We start from the raw sequence: 17,108 nt of genomic DNA on the forward strand, positions 1-17,108 counted from the left end.
GATAGGCTCACCGGGCAAATGAGTCAGGTCAAACGCCGATTTTTCTGCCGAGCAGGCTGCCGGCGTGCGACTGGCCGTCCGGGCCATACAGCGATTTGTTGTTTTTACTGAGGATGGCCAGCGCCTGAGCGTTATGGTCGATCTGCTGATTGAGCAGCAGACCGTTGTGCTGGTTCTTTTCGCGCAGCGTTTGGCTCAGCAATTGAACGCGCTGCCAACGATCGGCCAGGGGCGCTTGGCTGGCATAGGGGGCGCGTTGCCCGCAGGTTTTTTCCTGCCCCAGGCGCTGTTGCTCGAGATAAGCGACCGTCGCCAGCAGTTGGCTTTTGGCATCGGTGACGCGCTGCAAGGCCACGCCCGGCAACTGGCCGGAGCACAGCAAGTCGTGCTCTTCCTCCAGCACACCATTGAGCGCCTGCAACGTTTCCAACAGTTTATCCAGCAGTTGTGCCAGCTTTTCCATAGTAATGACTTATCCTTTACCGCTATTCGCCGCGTGCTGTCAGTCGCGTCCGGCGATCCATTGAACATCGCTCTGCGCGTCTTGCAGCAGCGCATCGGCGATTTTGCCGGCGTCCATCTTCAGTTCACCGTTGCGGATCGCCTGTTTGATGGCCTCGACCCGACCCATATCGATATCCTGGGTGCCCGGCTGCATCAGGCGCGCCTGCGCCTCGCTCAGTTTGACCTGCGTGCCGCTGACGGCGGTTTCGGCCACGGCGGCCTTGCGCGGCTGGAGCGGGTTGTCGGCCGGGGTTTCACGCGGTTGCACAGTGGAAACCGGCTGTAACCGCTGGGTGCGATCGATACTCATGGTCCATCTCCGTTTACGCCGTCGCCGCTCGCGGGCGACGACGCTGCAATGAAAGTGTTGCGGCCCTGGTGGCCAATAAAATGCTGCTTGATTTGTCTTATCGGCAAGGTTGGCGGAACCTTTACTTTTTTATAACGTAATGCGGATCGCGCCGTCGTCCCCGACCACGCCGCTGACGATCTGCCCGGAGGCCATGCGTACCCGCACGCTGTCTTCGGCGGCGGCGTTGTTCATCGCCTTACCCGCACCGCTGATGCTGAATCCTTCGCCCTGTGCGTTGACCTGCACCGGTTGCCCAGCCTTGATAATCCAGGCGCGGCGCAGCATGGCGAGGGTCAGCGGCTGACCGGGGCTGATGTTGCGCAGGCTGACGGCGCCTAACGCTTTGCCCGCTTCGGTCAGCGCGCGCGGCGGCAGGGTATCGAGCCGGCCCTGTTTCAACGCCAGATCCGCCGCCGTCAACCGGCTGCCGGCGCTGATGCCGCGCGCCGACACGAGATAGCGACCGAACACCTGCACCTGCGTCTGGATAAAACGCCGCTCCTGGCCACAGCGCGCCGAAATGCTGACGTTGCCGCCGATCCGCGCGTTGGGCGACAGCGACAGCTGCGGCAGTTCGCAAGCGGGCCATTGGTTCGGCGGCGTGCGCACCCGCACTTTTACCTGTACCGGTTCGCCGCTGAACTTGCCTTGGATGAAGCTTTCGATTTGCGTCGCCAGATCGTCGGCGCGCGCGTTCAGACTGCACAGCAGGCCGATAAGCAGCAGCATTTTACCTTTCATCGTCATCTTCTCAAGCTTCATCGGGATACGCGTAAGTGTACCCGCAGCGCGCGCAGGCTAAGCAGATAAATAGCGCCCCATTTTGCGTTTATTCCCGCGATAGGGTGGCGCAGGGGGCGTTTATGCTGTCGACTCCAAATTCTAACCTCGCGGAGGGAGCATGCTCGACAAACTGGACGCGGCTCTGCGCTTTGGCCAAGAGGCGCTGAACTTGCGCGCCCAGCGGCAGGAAATTCTGGCCGCCAACATCGCCAACGCAGACACACCGGGTTATCAGGCGCGGGATATCGATTTCGCCAGCCAATTGAACAAAGTACTGGAGCAGGGGCGCGTCAGCGGCAACGGCATGGCGCTGAACCTGACGGCGGCGCGCCACATCCCGGCGCAGACCCTGCAGCCGCCACAGCTTGATCTGCTGTTCCGAGTGCCGGACCAGCCGTCGATGGACGGCAATACGGTGGACATGGATCGCGAACGCACCAACTTTGCCGATAACAGCCTGAAATATCAGACCGACCTGACGCTGCTCAACGGGCAGATCAAAGGGATGATGTCCGTGCTGCAACAAGGATAAGGCGCATGTCTTTACTGAATATTTTTGATATCTCCGGCTCGGCGTTATCGGCGCAATCCCAGCGCATGAACGTCAGCGCCAGCAACATGGCCAACGCCGACAGCGTGACCGGCCCGGACGGTGAACCTTACCGCGCCAAGCAGGTGGTGTTCCAGGTCGCGGCGGCGCCAGGGCAGCCGACCGGCGGCGTGCGCGTCGCCCAGGTGGTGGACGATCCGGCGCCCGAGCGCCTGGTGTATCAGCCGGGCAACCCGCTGGCGGACGCCAAGGGGTATGTGCGCATGCCGAACGTCGACGTGGTGGGGGAAATGGTCAACACCATCTCCGCTTCCCGCAGCTACCAGGCCAACGTCGAGGTGCTCAACACCACCAAGTCGATGATGATGAAAACCCTGACGCTGGGTCAGTAACCGGAGATTTCCATGGCTATCGCCGCAACCACCAACGAGTCGTTGGACAACACCGTCATCGGTAACAACAGCAAGACCACCAACAGCCAGGATCTGCACAACAGCTTCCTGACGCTGCTGGTCGCGCAGTTGAAAAACCAGGATCCGACCAATCCGATGCAGAACAACGAGCTGACGTCGCAGCTGGCGCAGATCAACACCGTTCAGGGTATCGAAAAGCTTAACACCACGCTGGGGTCGATCTCCGGCCAGATCAACAGCAACCAGTCGCTGCAGGCCACTGCGCTGATCGGTCACGGCGTGATGGTGCCGGGCAACAATATTCTGGTCGGCAGCAAGGACGGCAAGGTCAGCACCACGCCGTTCGGCGTGGAACTGGAGCGCGCCGCCGATCAGGTGACCGCCACCATCACCAACGCCAGCGGGCAGGTGGTGCGCACCATTGAAATTGGCGGCCTGACCGCCGGCGTGCACGCCTTCACCTGGGACGGCTCGCTGGATGACGGCTCCACCGCGCCCGACGGCGCCTACAAAGTGGCGATTAACGCCAAAGGCAACGGCGAGCAGCTGGTGGCGCGCAGCCTGCACTTCGGGCTGGTGAATGGCGTGATCCGCGACGGCAACGGCGCCAAGCTGGATCTCGGCCTGGCGGGCAACGCCACCCTGGAAGACGTGCGACAGATCTTATAACCCTAAGCATCAGGCTCAATCGGACGATAGCCTGACCACTATTCGGAGAATAACATGGCCTTTTCTCAGGCAGTCAGCGGCTTGAACGCGGCAGCAACCAACCTGGACGTGATCGGTAACAACATCGCCAACTCCGCGACCGCGGGCTTCAAATCCGGCAGCGTCTCCTTTGCCGACATGTTCGCCGGTTCGCAGGTCGGGCTGGGCGTCAAAGTGTCCGGCATCACCCAGAACTTCAAGGGCGGCACCACCACCGGCACCAGCCGCGCGCTGGATGTGGCCATCAACGGCAACGGCTTTTTCCGCATGCAGGATAAAGACGGTGGCATCTTCTATACCCGCAACGGCCAGTTCAAACTGGACGAGAACCGCAACCTGACCAACATGCAGGGCCTGCAGCTGACCGGTTACCCGGCGGCCGGTTCCCCACCGACCATCCAGCAGGGCGCCAACCCGGTGCCGCTGAGCATTCCCGAAGGCATGATGAACGCCAAGGCGTCCACCTCCGGCGAGATGGTGGCCAACCTGAAGTCCACCCATAAAGTGCCGGAAAACAAGACCTTCGATCCGACCAAGCAGGACAGCTACAACTACGTCAACACCATCACCGCTTACGACTCGCTGGGTAATGCGCACAACATCAACGCTTACTTTGTGAAGACCGAAGACAACAAGTGGCAGGTCTACACCCAGGACGGCAGCGCGGCGCCAGTGAACGCCGGCACCATGGAGTTCAGCACCAGCGGTAATCTGGTGAAAACCACCAGCACCAACGGCGCGCCGGGCGAGTTCAGCATGGTGATCCCGATGACCGCCAAAGACGGCGCGCCGGCGCAAAACTTCACCCTGAGCTTCGCCGGCAGCATGCAGCAGAACGTAGGCAGCGACTCGGTGAGCAAGGTGGCGCAGGACGGCTATGCCGCCGGTGAATACACCAACTTCCAGATCAACAACGACGGCACAGTGGTGGGCATCTACTCCAACCAGCAGACCCAGGTGCTGGGTCAGATCGTCATGGCCAACTTCTCCAACCCGGAAGGGCTGGCGTCGCAGGGCGATAACGTTTGGCAGGAAACCGGCGCGTCCGGCCAGCCACGCGTTGGTCTGTCGGGCGGCGGCGGCTTCGGTAAGCTGACCAGCGGCGCGCTGGAGTCTTCCAACGTCGATCTGAGCCAGGAGCTGGTGAACATGATCGTCGCACAGCGTAACTACCAGTCCAACGCCCAGACCATCAAGACGCAGGACTCCATCCTGCAGACGCTGGTTAGCCTGCGCTAATAGGGCCGAGTTATGGATCACGCGATTTATACCGCGATGGGCGCGGCTCGCCAAACGCTGGAGCAGCAATCCATTACCGCCAACAACCTGGCCAATGCGTCGACGCCGGGCTTTCGCGCCCAGCTCGCCGCGCTGCGCGCGGTGCCGGTCGACGGTCCGAGCCTGGCGACACGCACCTTGGTGACTGCCTCGACGCCGGGCGCCGACATGAGTCAGGGCGCGCTGAACTACACGGCGCGCCCGCTGGACGTGGCGCTGCAGCAGGATGGTTTTTTGGCGGTGAGCCTGCCGGGCGGCGGTGAAGCTTACACCCGCAACGGCAACATTCAGATTTCCTCCACCGGGCAGTTGACGGTGCAGGGGATGCCGCTGATGGGCGACGGCGGGCCGATCGAGGTGCCGCCGTCGGCGGAGATCACCATCGCGGCCGACGGCACCATTTCGGCGCTGAACGCCGGCGATCCGCCGAACACCATCGCGCAGATTGGCCGCCTGAAGCTGGTGAAGGCCGATGCGCGCGAAGTGATGCGCGGTGACGACGGGCTGTTCCGCCTGACGCCGGAAACCCAACAGCTGCGCGGCAATCAGTTGCAAAACGATCCGCAGGTGCGGGTGATGCCCGGGGTGCTGGAAGGCAGCAACGTCAAGCCGATGGAGACCATGGTTGACATGATCGCCAACGCCCGCCGTTTTGAAATGCAAATGAAGGTCATCCACAGCGTGGATGAAAACGAACAGCGTGCCAACTCACTGCTCTCAGTGAGCTAAGCAGCAAGGAAATAACCGATGATTCCATCCTTATGGATTGCCAAAACCGGTCTGGACGCGCAGCAGACCAACATGGACGTGATCGCCAACAACCTGGCGAACGTCAGCACCAACGGCTTCAAGCGCCAGCGTGCGGTATTTGAAGATCTGCTGTACCAGACCATGCGTCAGCCGGGCGCGCAGTCCTCCGAGCAGACTACGCTGCCTTCCGGTCTGCAGATCGGCACCGGCGTGCGCCCGGTGGCGACCGAGCGCCTGCACAGCCAGGGCAACCTGTCGCAGACTAACAACAGCAAAGACGTCGCCATCAAGGGGCAGGGTTTCTTCCAGGTGATGTTGCCGGACGGCACCCAGGCTTACACCCGTGACGGGTCGTTCCAGATCGATCAGAACGGCCAGCTGGTCACCTCCAGCGGTTTCCAGGTGCAGCCGGCGATCACCATTCCGGCGAACGCGCTGTCCATCACCGTCGGCCGCGACGGCATCGTCAGCGTTACCCAGCAAGGGCAGACCGCCGCTCAGCAGGTGGGCCAACTGACGCTGACGACCTTTGTCAACGACAGCGGTCTGGAGAGCGTGGGCGAGAACCTGTATCAGGAAACCGAAAGCTCGGGCGCGCCGAACGAGAGCACGCCGGGGCTGAACGGCGCCGGTCTGCTGTATCAGGGCTACGTGGAGACCTCCAACGTCAACGTGGCGGAAGAGCTGGTCAACATGATCCAGACTCAGCGCGCTTATGAGATCAACAGCAAAGCGGTATCGACCTCCGATCAGATGCTGCAAAAGCTGACGCAACTGTAATCTGTCCTTGACGGGCCCGGCATGCCGCGCCCGTCATTCTCTTTCGTGAAACAAAGGCGATACCCGTGGTAACCACATATTCGATGGCAATCCTGCCGCGGCAGGGACAACGCTGGCTGGCGGGAATGGTGATGCTGACGCTGAGCGGCTGCGCTTATATTCCGCATAAACCGCTGGTGGACGGCGCGACCACGGCGCAGCCCGCGCCGGCCAGCGCGCCGATGCCGAACGGCTCAATCTTCCAGACGGTGCAGCCGATGAACTACGGCTATCAGCCGCTGTTCGAAGACCGCCGGCCGCGCAACGTCGGCGACACCCTGACCATCGTGCTGCAGGAAAACGTCAGCGCCAGCAAAAGCTCCTCCGCCAACGCCAGCCGCAACGGCGCCAGCAAGTTCGGCGTCGCCACCTCGCCGCGTTACCTCGACGGCCTGTTGGGCAATGCGCGCGCCGATATGGACATTTCCGGCGACAGCACCTTCGGCGGCAAGGGCGGCGCCAACGCCAACAACACCTTCAACGGCACCATTACGGTGACGGTCAACCAGGTACTGGCCAACGGCAACCTGCACGTGGTGGGGGAAAAGCAGATCGCCATCAACCAGGGCACCGAATTCATTCGTTTCTCCGGCGTCGTCAACCCGCGCACCATCAGCGGCAACAACTCGGTCACCTCGACGCAGGTGGCGGACGCGCGGATCGAATACGTCGGCAATGGCTATATCAACGAGGCGCAGACCATGGGCTGGCTGCAGCGCTTCTTCTTAAATGTTTCACCGTTCTAAGGATTGACTGATGCTGAAAAAATGGTTTATCGCGCTGTGCGTCGGGCTGGTGTGCTTGCCGGCGGCGGCGGAGCGCATCCGCGATCTGGTGACGGTGCAGGGCGTGCGAGACAACGCCCTGATCGGCTACGGCCTGGTGGTGGGGTTGGACGGCTCCGGCGACCAGACCATGCAGACGCCGTTCACCACCCAAAGCCTCAGCAATATGCTGTCGCAGCTGGGTATCACCGTGCCACCGGGCACCAATATGCAGCTGAAAAACGTGGCGGCGGTGATGGTGACCGCCAAACTGCCGCCGTTCTCGCGCGCCGGGCAGAATATCGACGTGGTGGTTTCTTCGATGGGCAACGCCAAGAGCCTGCGTGGCGGCACCCTGCTGATGACGCCGCTCAAAGGCGTGGATAACCAGGTTTATGCGCTGGCGCAGGGCAACGTGCTGGTGGGCGGCGCGGGCGCGGCGGCCGGCGGCAGCAGCGTGCAGGTCAACCAGTTGGCGGGCGGGCGCATCAGCAACGGCGCCACCATCGAACGCGAGTTGCCGACCACCTTCGGCAGCGGCGGGGTGCTCAACCTGCAGCTGAACGACGAGGATTTCACGCTGGCGCAGCAGATCAGCGACGCCATCAACCGCCAACGCGGCGGCGGCACCGCGACGCCGCTCGACGCCCGCACCATTCAGGTGCTGGTGCCACAGGGCAACAGCTCTCAGGTGCGCTTCCTGGCGGAGATTCAAAACATCACCGTCAACGTCGGCGCGATGGACGCCAAGGTGATCATCAACTCGCGCACCGGTTCGGTGGTGATGAACCGCGATGTGATCCTCGATTCTTGCGCCGTGGCCCAGGGCAACCTGTCGGTGGTGGTCGATCGGCAGAACACTGTCAGCCAGCCAACGACCCCGTTCGGCGGCGGCCAGACGGTGGTGACGCCTAACACCCAGATCTCGGTGCAACAGCAGGGTGGGTCGCTGCAGAAGGTGAATGCCAGCGCCAACCTGAACAATGTGATCCGCGCGCTGAATGCGCTGGGCGCCACGCCGATCGATCTGATGTCGATCCTGCAGGCGATGCAGAGCGCCGGCTGCCTGCGCGCCAAGCTGGAAATCATCTGATGGCCGGCGATCTGATGGCGATGTCGGGCGCGGCCTATGACGCCCAGGCGCTGAACGGCCTGAAGCGCGACGCGGCGGCCGACCCGCAGGGCAACCTCAAGCAGGTGGCCCAGCAGGTGGAAGGCATGTTCGTGCAGATGATGCTGAAAAGCATGCGATCCGCCTTGCCGCAGGACGGGGTATTGAGCAGCGATCAAACGCGGCTCTATACCTCGATGTACGATCAGCAAATCGCCCAGCAGATGTCGCAAAAAGGGCTGGGGCTGGCCGACATGATGGTCAAGCAGATGAGCAACGCCAACGCGGTGCCGAGTGAAACCGCGGGCCTGTCGCCGATGGCGCTGGACAACGAGGTGCTGCAAACGCTGCCGAACCAGGCGCTGGAGCAGATGGTGCGCCGGGCGATGCCGAAAGCCCCGCCGGCCGCCGCGCCGCTGTCGCTCAACAACGGCAACTTCGTCGCCCGCCTGTCGATACCGGCGAAGGTCGCCAGCCAGCAGAGCGGCATTCCGCATCAGCTGATCGTCGCGCAGGCGGCGCTGGAGTCCGGCTGGGGGCAGCGCGAGATCCCGACCTCAGACGGCACGCCGAGCTACAACCTGTTCGGCATCAAGGCCGGCGGCAGCTGGAACGGGCCGGTAACGGAGATCACCACCACCGAGTTCGAACAGGGCGCGGCGAAGAAGGTGAAGGCGAAGTTCCGCGTCTACGGCTCGTACGTCGAGGCGATCGCCGATTACGTCAAACTGCTGACCAACAACCCGCGCTACGCCGACGTGGCCGCCGCGCGCAGCCCGGAACAGGCGGCGCATGCGCTGCAGCGCGCCGGCTATGCCACCGACCCGCAGTACGCCAGCAAGCTGGTCAGCGTGATTCAGCAGATGAAGAGCGCGGGGGAGCAGGCGGTGAAAGCTTACACCCACGATCTGAAAGATTTGTTCTAAATCCCCGTCATTCTTGACGCCGCAGCGGCGCCAATTATTTAGGGGTAGGCGGCAATGGAGGCTCGCTGGATGCTGACTACATTGCCGCTTTTTTTCCTCAAGTTCTTCTCATTTTTGCCGATAACCGAAACAGGCTGAGCGAACAGGCTCAGCAGCTCAATTAAGAACCCTGTGGGCCGCCGGCGCCGCAGCATAAGGAATTCCGATGTCCAATAGCTTAATCAATACCGCGATGAGCGGGCTGAATGCGGCTCAGGTGGCGCTCAGTACCGTCAGCAACAACATCTCCAACTACAACGTGGCGGGCTACAACCGTCAGACCGCGATCCTGGCGCAGAACGGCGGCATGGCCACCATGAGCGGCTTTATCGGCAACGGCGTGACCGTCACCAGCGTTAATCGCGAGTACAACCAGTTCATCACCAACCAGCTGCGCGGCGCGCAAAGCGCGTTCGGGGCGCAAAACGCCTATTACGAGAAGATTTCACAGATCGACAACCTGTTGGCGAGCAAGACCAACCCGCTGTCGACCAACATGCAGGATTTCTTTACCAACCTGCAGAACCTGGTGAGCAACGCCGGTGACGACGCCGCGCGCCAGACGGTGCTGGGCAAGGCCAACGGCCTGGTGAATCAGTTCAACAACACCGACAAATTCCTGCGCGACATGGATAACGGCGTTAATCAGCAGATCAGCGATACGGCGCAGCAAATCAACAGCTACGGCCAACAGATCGCCAAACTGAACGACGAGATCACCCGTTTGCGCGGCAGCGCCGCCGGCGAGCCGAATGCGTTGCTGGATCAGCGCGATCAGCTGGTCACCGAATTGAACCAGCTGGTGGGCGTACAGGTCACGCAACAGGACGGCGACGCCTATACCGTCTCCTTCGCCAACGGCTTGACCCTGGTGCAGGGCAGCAACACCTATCAGGTGGAAGCCGTGCCATCCAGCAGCGATCCTTCCCGTCTGACCATCGGCTATAACCGCGGCAACGGCGCCAGCGAAGTGCCGGAAGGCCAGATCACCAGCGGCACGCTGAGCGGCGTGCTGAAATTCCGCAGCGAAACGCTGGACGGCGTGCGCAATCAGCTGGGCCAGTTGGCGCTGGCGATGGCGGACAGCTTTAACCAACAGCATCGCGCCGGCTTCGATCTGAACGGCGACGCGGGCGGCGACTTCTTCAGCTTCAGCGGCGGCCGGGTGGTGGATAACACCCGCAACACCGGCGACGCGTCGCTGTCAGTCTCTTACACCGATACCGGCAAGGTGAAGGCCAACGATTATCGCGTCGAGTTCGACGGCAGCAGCTGGCAGGTCAGCCGCCTGCCGGACAACGTAAAAGTCAACGCGACGCCGGGCACCAGCGCCGACGGCAAGCCGACGCTGAACTTCGACGGGTTGGAAGTGAGCATCGACGGCAATGCGCAGGCCAAAGACAGCTTCACCGTGAAGCCGGTCAGCGACGTGGCGGGCAATCTGAAAGTGGCCATCACCGATTCGTCCAAGATCGCCGCCGCCGGTAAAGACGACAGCGGCCGCGGCGATAACGAAAACGCCAAGAAGCTGCTGGATCTGCAAACCAAAAACCTGGTGGACGGCAAGGCGACCCTGAGCGGCGCTTACGCCGGCATCGTCAGCGGCGTCGGCAACCAGACCGCTGCCGCCAAGGCCATCGCCACCTCGCAGGCCAAGATCGTCACGCAGCTGGGCGCGCAACAGCAGTCGATGTCCGGTGTCAACCTTGACGAAGAGTATGGCGAGCTGCTGCGTTTCCAGCAGTACTACATGGCCAACGCGCAGGTGATTCAGACCGCCAGCTCGCTGTTCGACGCGCTGCTGAATATTCGTTGATTTCATTGTTAATCGGCGCCGATAACGGCGCCGGTCGCTCAGAGTAAGGAACCCACAGCATGCGCATGAGCACCAGCATGATGTACCAACAGAACATGAACGGCATCACGGGCAACCAGTCGCTGTTCATGAAGGCGGCCGAGCAGCTTTCCTCGGGCAAGCGGGTGATCAACCCGTCCGACGATCCGCTGGCGGCGTCGCGCGCGGTGATGTTGTCGCAATCGCAGGCGGAAAACAGCCAGTACACGCTGGCGCGCACCTTCGCTCGTCAGAACGTGTCGATGGAAGAAACGGTATTGGCCGGCGCGACCTCCACCATCGCGGACATGAAGGCGCTGATCGTCAATGCCGGCGGTACGGAAAGCGATAACGATCGCCAGTCGCTGGCCACTCAGCTGCAGGGGCTGAAAGATCAGCTGCTGAACCAGGCCAACAGCACCGACGGCAACGGCCGCTATATGTTTGGCGGGTATGTGAACGACAAGGCGCCGTTCGTCGACAACGGCGGCACCGTCAGCTATCAGGGCGGCGACAAGACGGTTCAGCAGAAAGTGGACGCCAACCGCACCATGACCATCGGCCATACCGGCAACGCGGTGTTCATGTCGTTGACCAGCAACCCGAAGCCCGAGCCGGACGGCAGCGCGCCGGTCAGCAACGTATTCGAGAGCATCGATATCGCGCTGAACGCGCTGAAAATCCCGCTGCAGGGCGCCGACGAGGCCACCAAGCAACAGGTGAACGATGCGCTGGCGAAAGCCAACCGCGGCCTGGACAACTCCTACAACAACGTGCTGAGCGTGCGCGCCGAGCTGGGCAGCCAGCTGCAGGAGATGGATCAACTGGACAGCATCGGCAAAGAGCGCGATATGACCAACCAGATCCAGATGAGCGCGTTGACGGATGCCGACCTGGCCGAGTCTATCTCGTCTTATTTCATGCAGCAGGCGGCGCTGCAGGCGTCGTATAAAACCTTCAGCGATATGCAGGGCATGTCGTTGTTCCAGATGAATCGTTAAGAGCAATATCCCGTTGCCTGACCGCGACGGGTTTCCCTTTAGTGCGCTTAGAAAACGCCTTCTCCGCCCCGCGGGGAGGGAGGCTTCTTGAAACCGGGCGCACTCGTTTGGCGCGTCGCTCGTTCTCCCACTACTGACTGAGTGACGCGCCTTTTTTTGTCTGCATGTTCCCCATTCAGCTTACGCGTTAGCGGAAAGGCACGCCGCGATCGTTGCCGGACCCTTTAGTGCATTGACCGCCTATGTTGACGAAGGCTGAGGCTGCCGCAGTGCCAATTGCACTGCCGTTACGGCTGGCCAGGGCGCCGGCCATGGCAATGGCGCCGGTCACCACTGCGCCGGTACAAGGATCCTGAAATAGCCCATAGCCTTTCGCCGCCCAATTAGGCTGGAAGCCGTTCGCCTGCGCGCCGTAGGAGCTTGGGCCATAGTCGCGATCCCGGTCGCCGCCGTTATTGCCGTCACCGGCGCCGCCAATCCGTTGCATTTCTTCTCTGGTCAGTTCTCTCAGCATAGGTCGATCTCCTGTTAACGCGACTTAGCGTTATTTTTAGGGTTGTTATTTTCGATTTGAGATTTGCGGCTCTCATTTAGCAGCCAGCGTATTGGCTTATAGAGGCACTCGGCCAACTTCAATGAGCCAAATAAGGTAAACGGGATGATGACAAAACTATCGACGCCAGGCGGCAGAGCAAATAAACCCCAGGAAAAACCCAGTGTGTTTAAAATAGTGCTCATGATCAAAAGGGCGATGCCGCTGATGAATAAATCACTCAGCTGAAACTTTATCTTCATATTTACACCGTTTATATTTTAGTGAGGCTTGCCGCGTACTGGTAGCAAGGTTGTTTTCAATATAACGCTGGGGAAATAAGGTGGGAAATCGATTTTTCTTGTCAGTGAATAAATAAGGGGTGTGAGTAAATTAAATCATTAATACATTATTTTTAAATTTAACGCAGCAGCCAGGGTGATGTGGCGCGTTATTCCCTTCCTAAGAATAAAGTACACCGGCACGGTTTGCCGGCGAGTGATGAGTGTGGGTCCCGGGCTGCCGATGCGGCGCCGCGTCGAATGACGCTGCAGAAGCCGGATAGGGGCGCAACCCGGAATTTTGCTACAGGTCCTGCGTGATTATTTCTTTTTCTTCACCACTTTCCATTTTTCACCGGCGGCCGTTTCGCTGATGGCAACTTTAAATTTGTTGCTTTTCCAGTGGGCCATGCCGAATAACCGGCGTGCTTTGCGGTTGCTTTTCGCTTTAATCATGATCTCGCTCCTGTAGTTAGCAAAGGTCGATGCTGCGCCCTGCAGCCGGCAGGCTGCCAGACGCATTTATTCAGGGTGTAAGTTATCTACCACGCATTTAACTCTGCGTGGCTGCGTTATTTTATTTTTCTCTAATCAATGGTTGTATATTATCGCTGCGGAGACTCACGCGCTGTGGCGATATTTTTGTTACCGGGTCTATTTTAGGTCGGGGTTTTATTTATTCAAGCCGCCGGAGACATTTGAACCTTAATCCGGATAAAAGCCGTTTCTCAGGCTTTTGTCCCAAGAAAGCGTTTTTATTGCCATTTTGTCTCAGGCGGAAGAGGGGGAAAGGAAGGGGCCGCACAGGGGCTCAGAAGGTCATGCCGCCGATCACCGCCGCCAGTCGATCGAACACTTCGCCGAACAGATGTTCGCAGAACGGCGCCAGCATCGGCATCATCATGCCCAGCGTCATGATGCCGAAGGTCATGGTGACCGGGAAGCCGATCACGAACACCGACAGCTGCGGCGTCATGCGGTTGAGCAGGCCGAGCGCCATGTTGAGCGTCAACAGCAGGCAGATCAGCGGCAGCGCCAACATCATGCCGTTGATGAAGATCAGCGAGCCGACCTGAGTCAACACCAGGAAACCGTTGCCGTTCAGCGGCTGCGTTTGGACAGGCAGGGTATGGAAGCTGTCAGCCAGCAGCGAAATCAGCCACAGATGGCCGTCGAAGCTGAGGAACAGCAACATCGCCAACAGGTTAAGCAGGCGCGCCAGCACCGGCATGTTCGGGCCGCCGCTGGGATCGAAGAAGGTGGCGAACGACAGGCCCATCTGCATGCCGATCACTTCGCCCGCCAGGCGCACCGCCGCGAAGGCGAACTGCATGGTCAACCCCAGCGCCACGCCGATCAGTATTTGCTGAATCGCCAGCCACAGGCCGGCGGCGGAGAAGATGGGAATATTGCTGGCGGGCAGCGTCGGCGCGATCAGGATGACGATCAGCCCGCCAAGGCCGATTTTGACCTTTTTGCTGATTTGCTTTTCGCTGAATATCGGCGCGGTGCTGATCAGCGCCAGAATGCGCAGCAGCGGCCAAAAATAGTGGCTGAGCCAGACGGTGAGCTGGGCGCTGTCGAAAGTGAGCACGGTCAGCCGATCAGGGTAGGCAGGTTGCTGAACAGGGTGCGCATGTAGTCCAGCAACAGGTTCAGCATCCAGGGGCCGGCGATGATGATGGTGGCCACTACCGCCAGAATTTTGGGGATGAACGACAGCGTCATTTCGTTGATCTGGGTGGCGGCCTGCAGCAGGCTGACCACCAGGCCGCTGATGAGCGCCGCCAGCAGCAGCGGGGCGGCCAGCGCCAGCGCGACTTTCATTGCTTCGGTGCCGAGCGCCATAACCGATTCAGGTGTCATCTCGCTTTCTCCGGTCAGGGGTTACGAATAGAAGCTCTGCGCCAGCGAGCCAAGCAGCAGCTGCCAGCCATCGACCAGCACGAACAGCATCAGCTTGAACGGCAGCGAGATGGTGGCGGGCGGCACCATCATCATCCCCAGCGCCATCAGCACGCTGGCGACCACCAGGTCGATAATCAGGAACGGAATGAACACCGTAAAGCCGATCTGGAAGGCGGTTTTCAGTTCGCTGGTGACGTAGGCGGGCAGCAGGATGCGCATCGGCACCGCTTCCGGGCCGGCCAGCGGCGGCTGATTGGCCAGTCTGGCGTACAGCGCCAGATCGGTTTCGCGCGTTTGTCGCAGCATGAATTCGCGCAGCGGCTGCGCGCCTTTATCCAGCGCGACTTCCAGCCCGATTTTGTCCTGGCTGAATGGCAGATAGGCATCCTGATAAACCTTGTCGAACACCGGCGACATGATGAAGAAGGTCAGGAACAGCGCCAGCCCCAGCATCACCTGGTTCGGCGGCGCCGACGGCGTGCCCAGCGCGTTGCGCAGCAGGCCGAGCACGATGATGATGCGGGTGAAGCTGGTCATCATCAGCAGCATGGCGGGCAAGAAGGTCAGCGAGGTCAACAGCACCAGCGTCTGCACCGGCAGCGACCAGCTTTGGCCGCCGTTGGCCAGCGGCTGGCTGATCAGCCCCGGCAGTTGTGCAAAAGCCGCCGGGCTGATCAGCAGCAGGGCGGCAGGGAGCCAAACCGCCGGACGGCGGACGAGAGTATGAAGAGTCGAGGTCATGCCGATTTTTCCGGGCGTTTCAGAACTTTTTGCATCAGTTGGCGGAAGTCCGCCGGCGTCGCCGCGTTGGTCTCGCCTTCGTCTTTCGGCGGGGCGGGCAGGGTGTGCAGCGGAGTGATCTGCTGGGCGGTGACGCCCAAGACCAGCAGGGTGTCGTCGACTTCCACCACTACCACGCGTTCGCGCTGCCCGACCTGGCAACTGGCGCGCAGGTTGAGCAGTTTGTTGTTGCGCGCCTGCGGGGCGAACCCCAGCCGACGGAACAGCCAACCGGCCAGCAGGATCAGCAGCAGAATGCCGCCGAGCGCGCTGCTGACCTGCATCAACACCGAACCGGCCGGCAGGGCCGGCGCGGCGGGTTGTTGGGTGCTTTGCACGGTAACGGGCGCGGCGACGGTCATCAGCGGCTCAGTCGACGCATGCGTTCGGACGGGGTGATGATGTCGGTGATGCGCACGCCGAACTTGTCGGCCACCACCACCACTTCACCTTGTGCGATCAGGTAACCGTTGATCAGGATATCCAGCGGTTCGCCGGCCAGGCCGTCCAGCGCCACCACCGAGCCCTGCGACAGGCGCAGCAACTCTTTGATGGTCATCTTGGTGCGCCCCAGTTCCACGGTCAGCTTGACCGGAATATCCAGAATCAGGTCGATATCCTGCAGGCTGCCGAGCGCATCCTGAGCTTCCAGCGACTTGAACACCCCTTCGGTGCTCGCGCCGGATTTCTCTGAAGACTGCTGCTCGTTAAACGCATCAGCCCACAGATCGTCTACGGATTCCTTTCCTTCGCCAGACGGTTGCTTAGGATCACTCATTGGGCTGTTCCTCACTCAGAGCATTCAAAATAGGGTTAATCAAATGTTCAACACGCAGGGCGTATTGCCCGTTCAACGTGCCGTATTGGCTGGTCAGAACCGGTACGCCGTCCACATGGGCGATCAGGCGTTCCGGCTTGTCTATCGGTAATACATCGCCCGGTTGCAGCTTCAGGACTTTCGACAGCCGCATCGGGATATCGACGAAGTTGGCGATCAGCTCCAGTTCGGAGTGCTGCACCTGCTTCACCAGCGTTTCGCGCCAGTGGCTGTCTTCCTGCCGCGAATTTTCCAGCGGCGGGTTGGTCAACAGCTCGCGCAGCGGTTCGATCATCGCGAAGGGAATGCAGATGTTGAACTCGCCGGTCAGCGCGCCGATCTCCACCTGGAACGGCGTGGTGACCACGATGTCGTTCGGCGAGGTGGTGATGTTGGTGAACTTCACCTGCATTTCGGCGCGCACGTACTCTACGTCGATCTTGTAGATGGCGCTCCAGGCGTCGCCGTAGGCGTCCAGCGCCAGACGCAGCATGCGCTTGATCACCCGTTGTTCGGTCGGGGTGAATTCGCGGCCTTCGACCTTGGTCGGGAAGCGGCCGTCGCCGCCGAACAGGTTATCGACGGCGATGAACACCAGGCTCGGCGCGAACACGAACAGGGCGGTGCCGCGCAGCGGATTCAGATGCACCAGGTTCAGGTTGGTCGGCACCGGCAGGTTGCGGGCGAACTCGTGATACGGCTGGATTTTGATCGGGCCGACGGTAATGTCCGGGCTGCGGCGCAGCAGGTTGAACAATCCCATGCGGAACTGCCGGGCAAAACGTTCGTTGATAATTTCCAGCGCGTGCAGGCGCTCGCGCACCACGCGGCGCTGGGTGTTCGGATCGTAAGGCTTGACCTCGCTCTCTTTGCCGACCACCGCCTCGGGTTCATCACCCGCGCTGTCGCCGTTGAGCAAGGCGTCGATCTCTGCCTGTGAAAGAATGCTATCGCCCAT

23 protein-coding genes are annotated in these 17,108 nt (G+C 61.0%); 11 read left to right on the forward strand and 12 right to left on the reverse strand.

Annotated elements, in window-relative coordinates:
* Window positions 1-28: 28 nt before the first annotated feature.
* From AC2CGI_RS04410 to flgA, 3 genes are all read right to left on the reverse strand, one after another.
* Complete coding sequence (locus AC2CGI_RS04410) at window positions 29-463, reverse strand: flagella synthesis protein FlgN (protein ID WP_004934835.1); 435 nt, start codon at window positions 461-463, stop codon at window positions 29-31.
* 39 nt (window positions 464-502) lie between these two features.
* Window positions 503-814 carry a flagellar biosynthesis anti-sigma factor FlgM gene (gene flgM, locus AC2CGI_RS04415; protein ID WP_004934832.1) on the reverse strand — a complete coding sequence of 104 codons (312 nt, stop codon included), beginning with the start codon at window positions 812-814 and terminating at the stop codon, window positions 503-505.
* A 129-nt stretch (window positions 815-943) separates the two neighbouring features.
* Entirely contained in the window at window positions 944-1,597 is a 654-nt protein-coding gene (gene flgA, locus AC2CGI_RS04420) for a flagellar basal body P-ring formation chaperone FlgA (RefSeq protein ID WP_015378257.1), read from the reverse strand.
* A gap of 160 nt (window positions 1,598-1,757) precedes the next feature.
* Between flgA and flgB the strand changes: the two genes are divergently transcribed.
* From flgB to flgL, 11 genes are all read left to right on the forward strand, one after another.
* Window positions 1,758-2,171, forward strand: a complete 414-nt coding sequence (gene flgB, locus AC2CGI_RS04425; protein ID WP_015378256.1) for a flagellar basal body rod protein FlgB — start codon at window positions 1,758-1,760, stop codon at window positions 2,169-2,171.
* Between the two features lie 5 nt (window positions 2,172-2,176).
* Window positions 2,177-2,581, forward strand: coding sequence for a flagellar basal body rod protein FlgC (gene flgC, locus AC2CGI_RS04430; protein WP_004934826.1), 405 nt, complete (start codon window positions 2,177-2,179; stop codon window positions 2,579-2,581).
* A 12-nt stretch (window positions 2,582-2,593) separates the two neighbouring features.
* Window positions 2,594-3,271 carry a flagellar hook assembly protein FlgD gene (flgD, locus tag AC2CGI_RS04435; RefSeq protein WP_004934824.1) on the forward strand — a complete coding sequence of 226 codons (678 nt, stop codon included), beginning with the start codon at window positions 2,594-2,596 and terminating at the stop codon, window positions 3,269-3,271.
* 54 nt (window positions 3,272-3,325) lie between these two features.
* The gene (gene flgE / locus AC2CGI_RS04440; RefSeq protein WP_015378255.1) at window positions 3,326-4,549 is read left to right on the forward strand and encodes a flagellar hook protein FlgE; all 1,224 of its coding nucleotides are present in this window, start codon (window positions 3,326-3,328) and stop codon (window positions 4,547-4,549) included.
* A 12-nt stretch (window positions 4,550-4,561) separates the two neighbouring features.
* The gene (locus tag AC2CGI_RS04445; RefSeq protein ID WP_015378254.1) at window positions 4,562-5,317 is read left to right on the forward strand and encodes a flagellar basal body rod protein FlgF; all 756 of its coding nucleotides are present in this window, start codon (window positions 4,562-4,564) and stop codon (window positions 5,315-5,317) included.
* 18 nt (window positions 5,318-5,335) lie between these two features.
* Complete coding sequence (gene flgG / locus AC2CGI_RS04450; RefSeq protein ID WP_004934819.1) at window positions 5,336-6,118, forward strand: flagellar basal-body rod protein FlgG; 783 nt, start codon at window positions 5,336-5,338, stop codon at window positions 6,116-6,118.
* 83 nt (window positions 6,119-6,201) lie between these two features.
* Window positions 6,202-6,903 (forward strand): flagellar basal body L-ring protein FlgH, encoded by a 702-nt coding sequence (flgH, locus tag AC2CGI_RS04455; RefSeq protein WP_004934817.1) that lies wholly within the window; start codon window positions 6,202-6,204, stop codon window positions 6,901-6,903.
* Between the two features lie 10 nt (window positions 6,904-6,913).
* Entirely contained in the window at window positions 6,914-8,014 is a 1,101-nt protein-coding gene (locus AC2CGI_RS04460) for a flagellar basal body P-ring protein FlgI (protein WP_004934816.1), read from the forward strand.
* On the forward strand, window positions 8,014-8,958 hold the full coding sequence (flgJ, locus tag AC2CGI_RS04465; RefSeq protein ID WP_004934815.1) for a flagellar assembly peptidoglycan hydrolase FlgJ: 945 nt from the start codon (window positions 8,014-8,016) through the stop codon (window positions 8,956-8,958). The genes AC2CGI_RS04460 and flgJ overlap by 1 nt, the downstream gene beginning before the upstream one ends.
* Before the next feature lie 205 nt (window positions 8,959-9,163).
* On the forward strand, window positions 9,164-10,813 hold the full coding sequence (flgK, locus tag AC2CGI_RS04470) for a flagellar hook-associated protein FlgK (protein ID WP_015378251.1): 1,650 nt from the start codon (window positions 9,164-9,166) through the stop codon (window positions 10,811-10,813).
* 59 nt (window positions 10,814-10,872) lie between these two features.
* On the forward strand, window positions 10,873-11,832 hold the full coding sequence (gene flgL, locus AC2CGI_RS04475; protein ID WP_015378250.1) for a flagellar hook-associated protein FlgL: 960 nt from the start codon (window positions 10,873-10,875) through the stop codon (window positions 11,830-11,832).
* A 187-nt stretch (window positions 11,833-12,019) separates the two neighbouring features.
* Here the strand turns inward: flgL and AC2CGI_RS04480 are convergent, their stop codons facing one another.
* The 9 genes from AC2CGI_RS04480 to fliM form a co-directional block, all read right to left on the reverse strand.
* A complete protein-coding gene (locus AC2CGI_RS04480; protein ID WP_015378249.1) occupies window positions 12,020-12,346 on the reverse strand; it encodes a hypothetical protein in 327 nt (108 codons plus the stop codon).
* A gap of 14 nt (window positions 12,347-12,360) precedes the next feature.
* A complete protein-coding gene (locus AC2CGI_RS04485) occupies window positions 12,361-12,627 on the reverse strand; it encodes a hypothetical protein (protein ID WP_015378248.1) in 267 nt (88 codons plus the stop codon).
* 339 nt (window positions 12,628-12,966) lie between these two features.
* Window positions 12,967-13,101, reverse strand: a complete 135-nt coding sequence (sra, locus tag AC2CGI_RS04490) for a stationary-phase-induced ribosome-associated protein (protein ID WP_004934807.1) — start codon at window positions 13,099-13,101, stop codon at window positions 12,967-12,969.
* A 355-nt stretch (window positions 13,102-13,456) separates the two neighbouring features.
* Complete coding sequence (fliR, locus tag AC2CGI_RS04495; RefSeq protein ID WP_021504085.1) at window positions 13,457-14,239, reverse strand: flagellar biosynthetic protein FliR; 783 nt, start codon at window positions 14,237-14,239, stop codon at window positions 13,457-13,459.
* A 2-nt stretch (window positions 14,240-14,241) separates the two neighbouring features.
* Complete coding sequence (gene fliQ / locus AC2CGI_RS04500) at window positions 14,242-14,511, reverse strand: flagellar biosynthesis protein FliQ (RefSeq protein WP_004934803.1); 270 nt, start codon at window positions 14,509-14,511, stop codon at window positions 14,242-14,244.
* Between the two features lie 21 nt (window positions 14,512-14,532).
* On the reverse strand, window positions 14,533-15,294 hold the full coding sequence (fliP, locus tag AC2CGI_RS04505; RefSeq protein ID WP_004934802.1) for a flagellar type III secretion system pore protein FliP: 762 nt from the start codon (window positions 15,292-15,294) through the stop codon (window positions 14,533-14,535).
* Window positions 15,291-15,695: a flagellar biosynthetic protein FliO gene (fliO, locus tag AC2CGI_RS04510; protein ID WP_015378246.1), complete on the reverse strand. Its 405-nt coding sequence runs from the start codon at window positions 15,693-15,695 to the stop codon at window positions 15,291-15,293. Before fliO ends, fliP begins: the two co-directional genes overlap by 4 nt.
* Window positions 15,695-16,111: a flagellar motor switch protein FliN gene (fliN, locus tag AC2CGI_RS04515; RefSeq protein ID WP_004934799.1), complete on the reverse strand. Its 417-nt coding sequence runs from the start codon at window positions 16,109-16,111 to the stop codon at window positions 15,695-15,697. Before fliN ends, fliO begins: the two co-directional genes overlap by 1 nt.
* Window positions 16,104-17,108 (reverse strand): flagellar motor switch protein FliM, encoded by a 1,005-nt coding sequence (gene fliM / locus AC2CGI_RS04520; RefSeq protein WP_004934798.1) that lies wholly within the window; start codon window positions 17,106-17,108, stop codon window positions 16,104-16,106. Before fliM ends, fliN begins: the two co-directional genes overlap by 8 nt.

Source organism: Serratia sp. LSHTC3, from assembly GCF_057197125.1.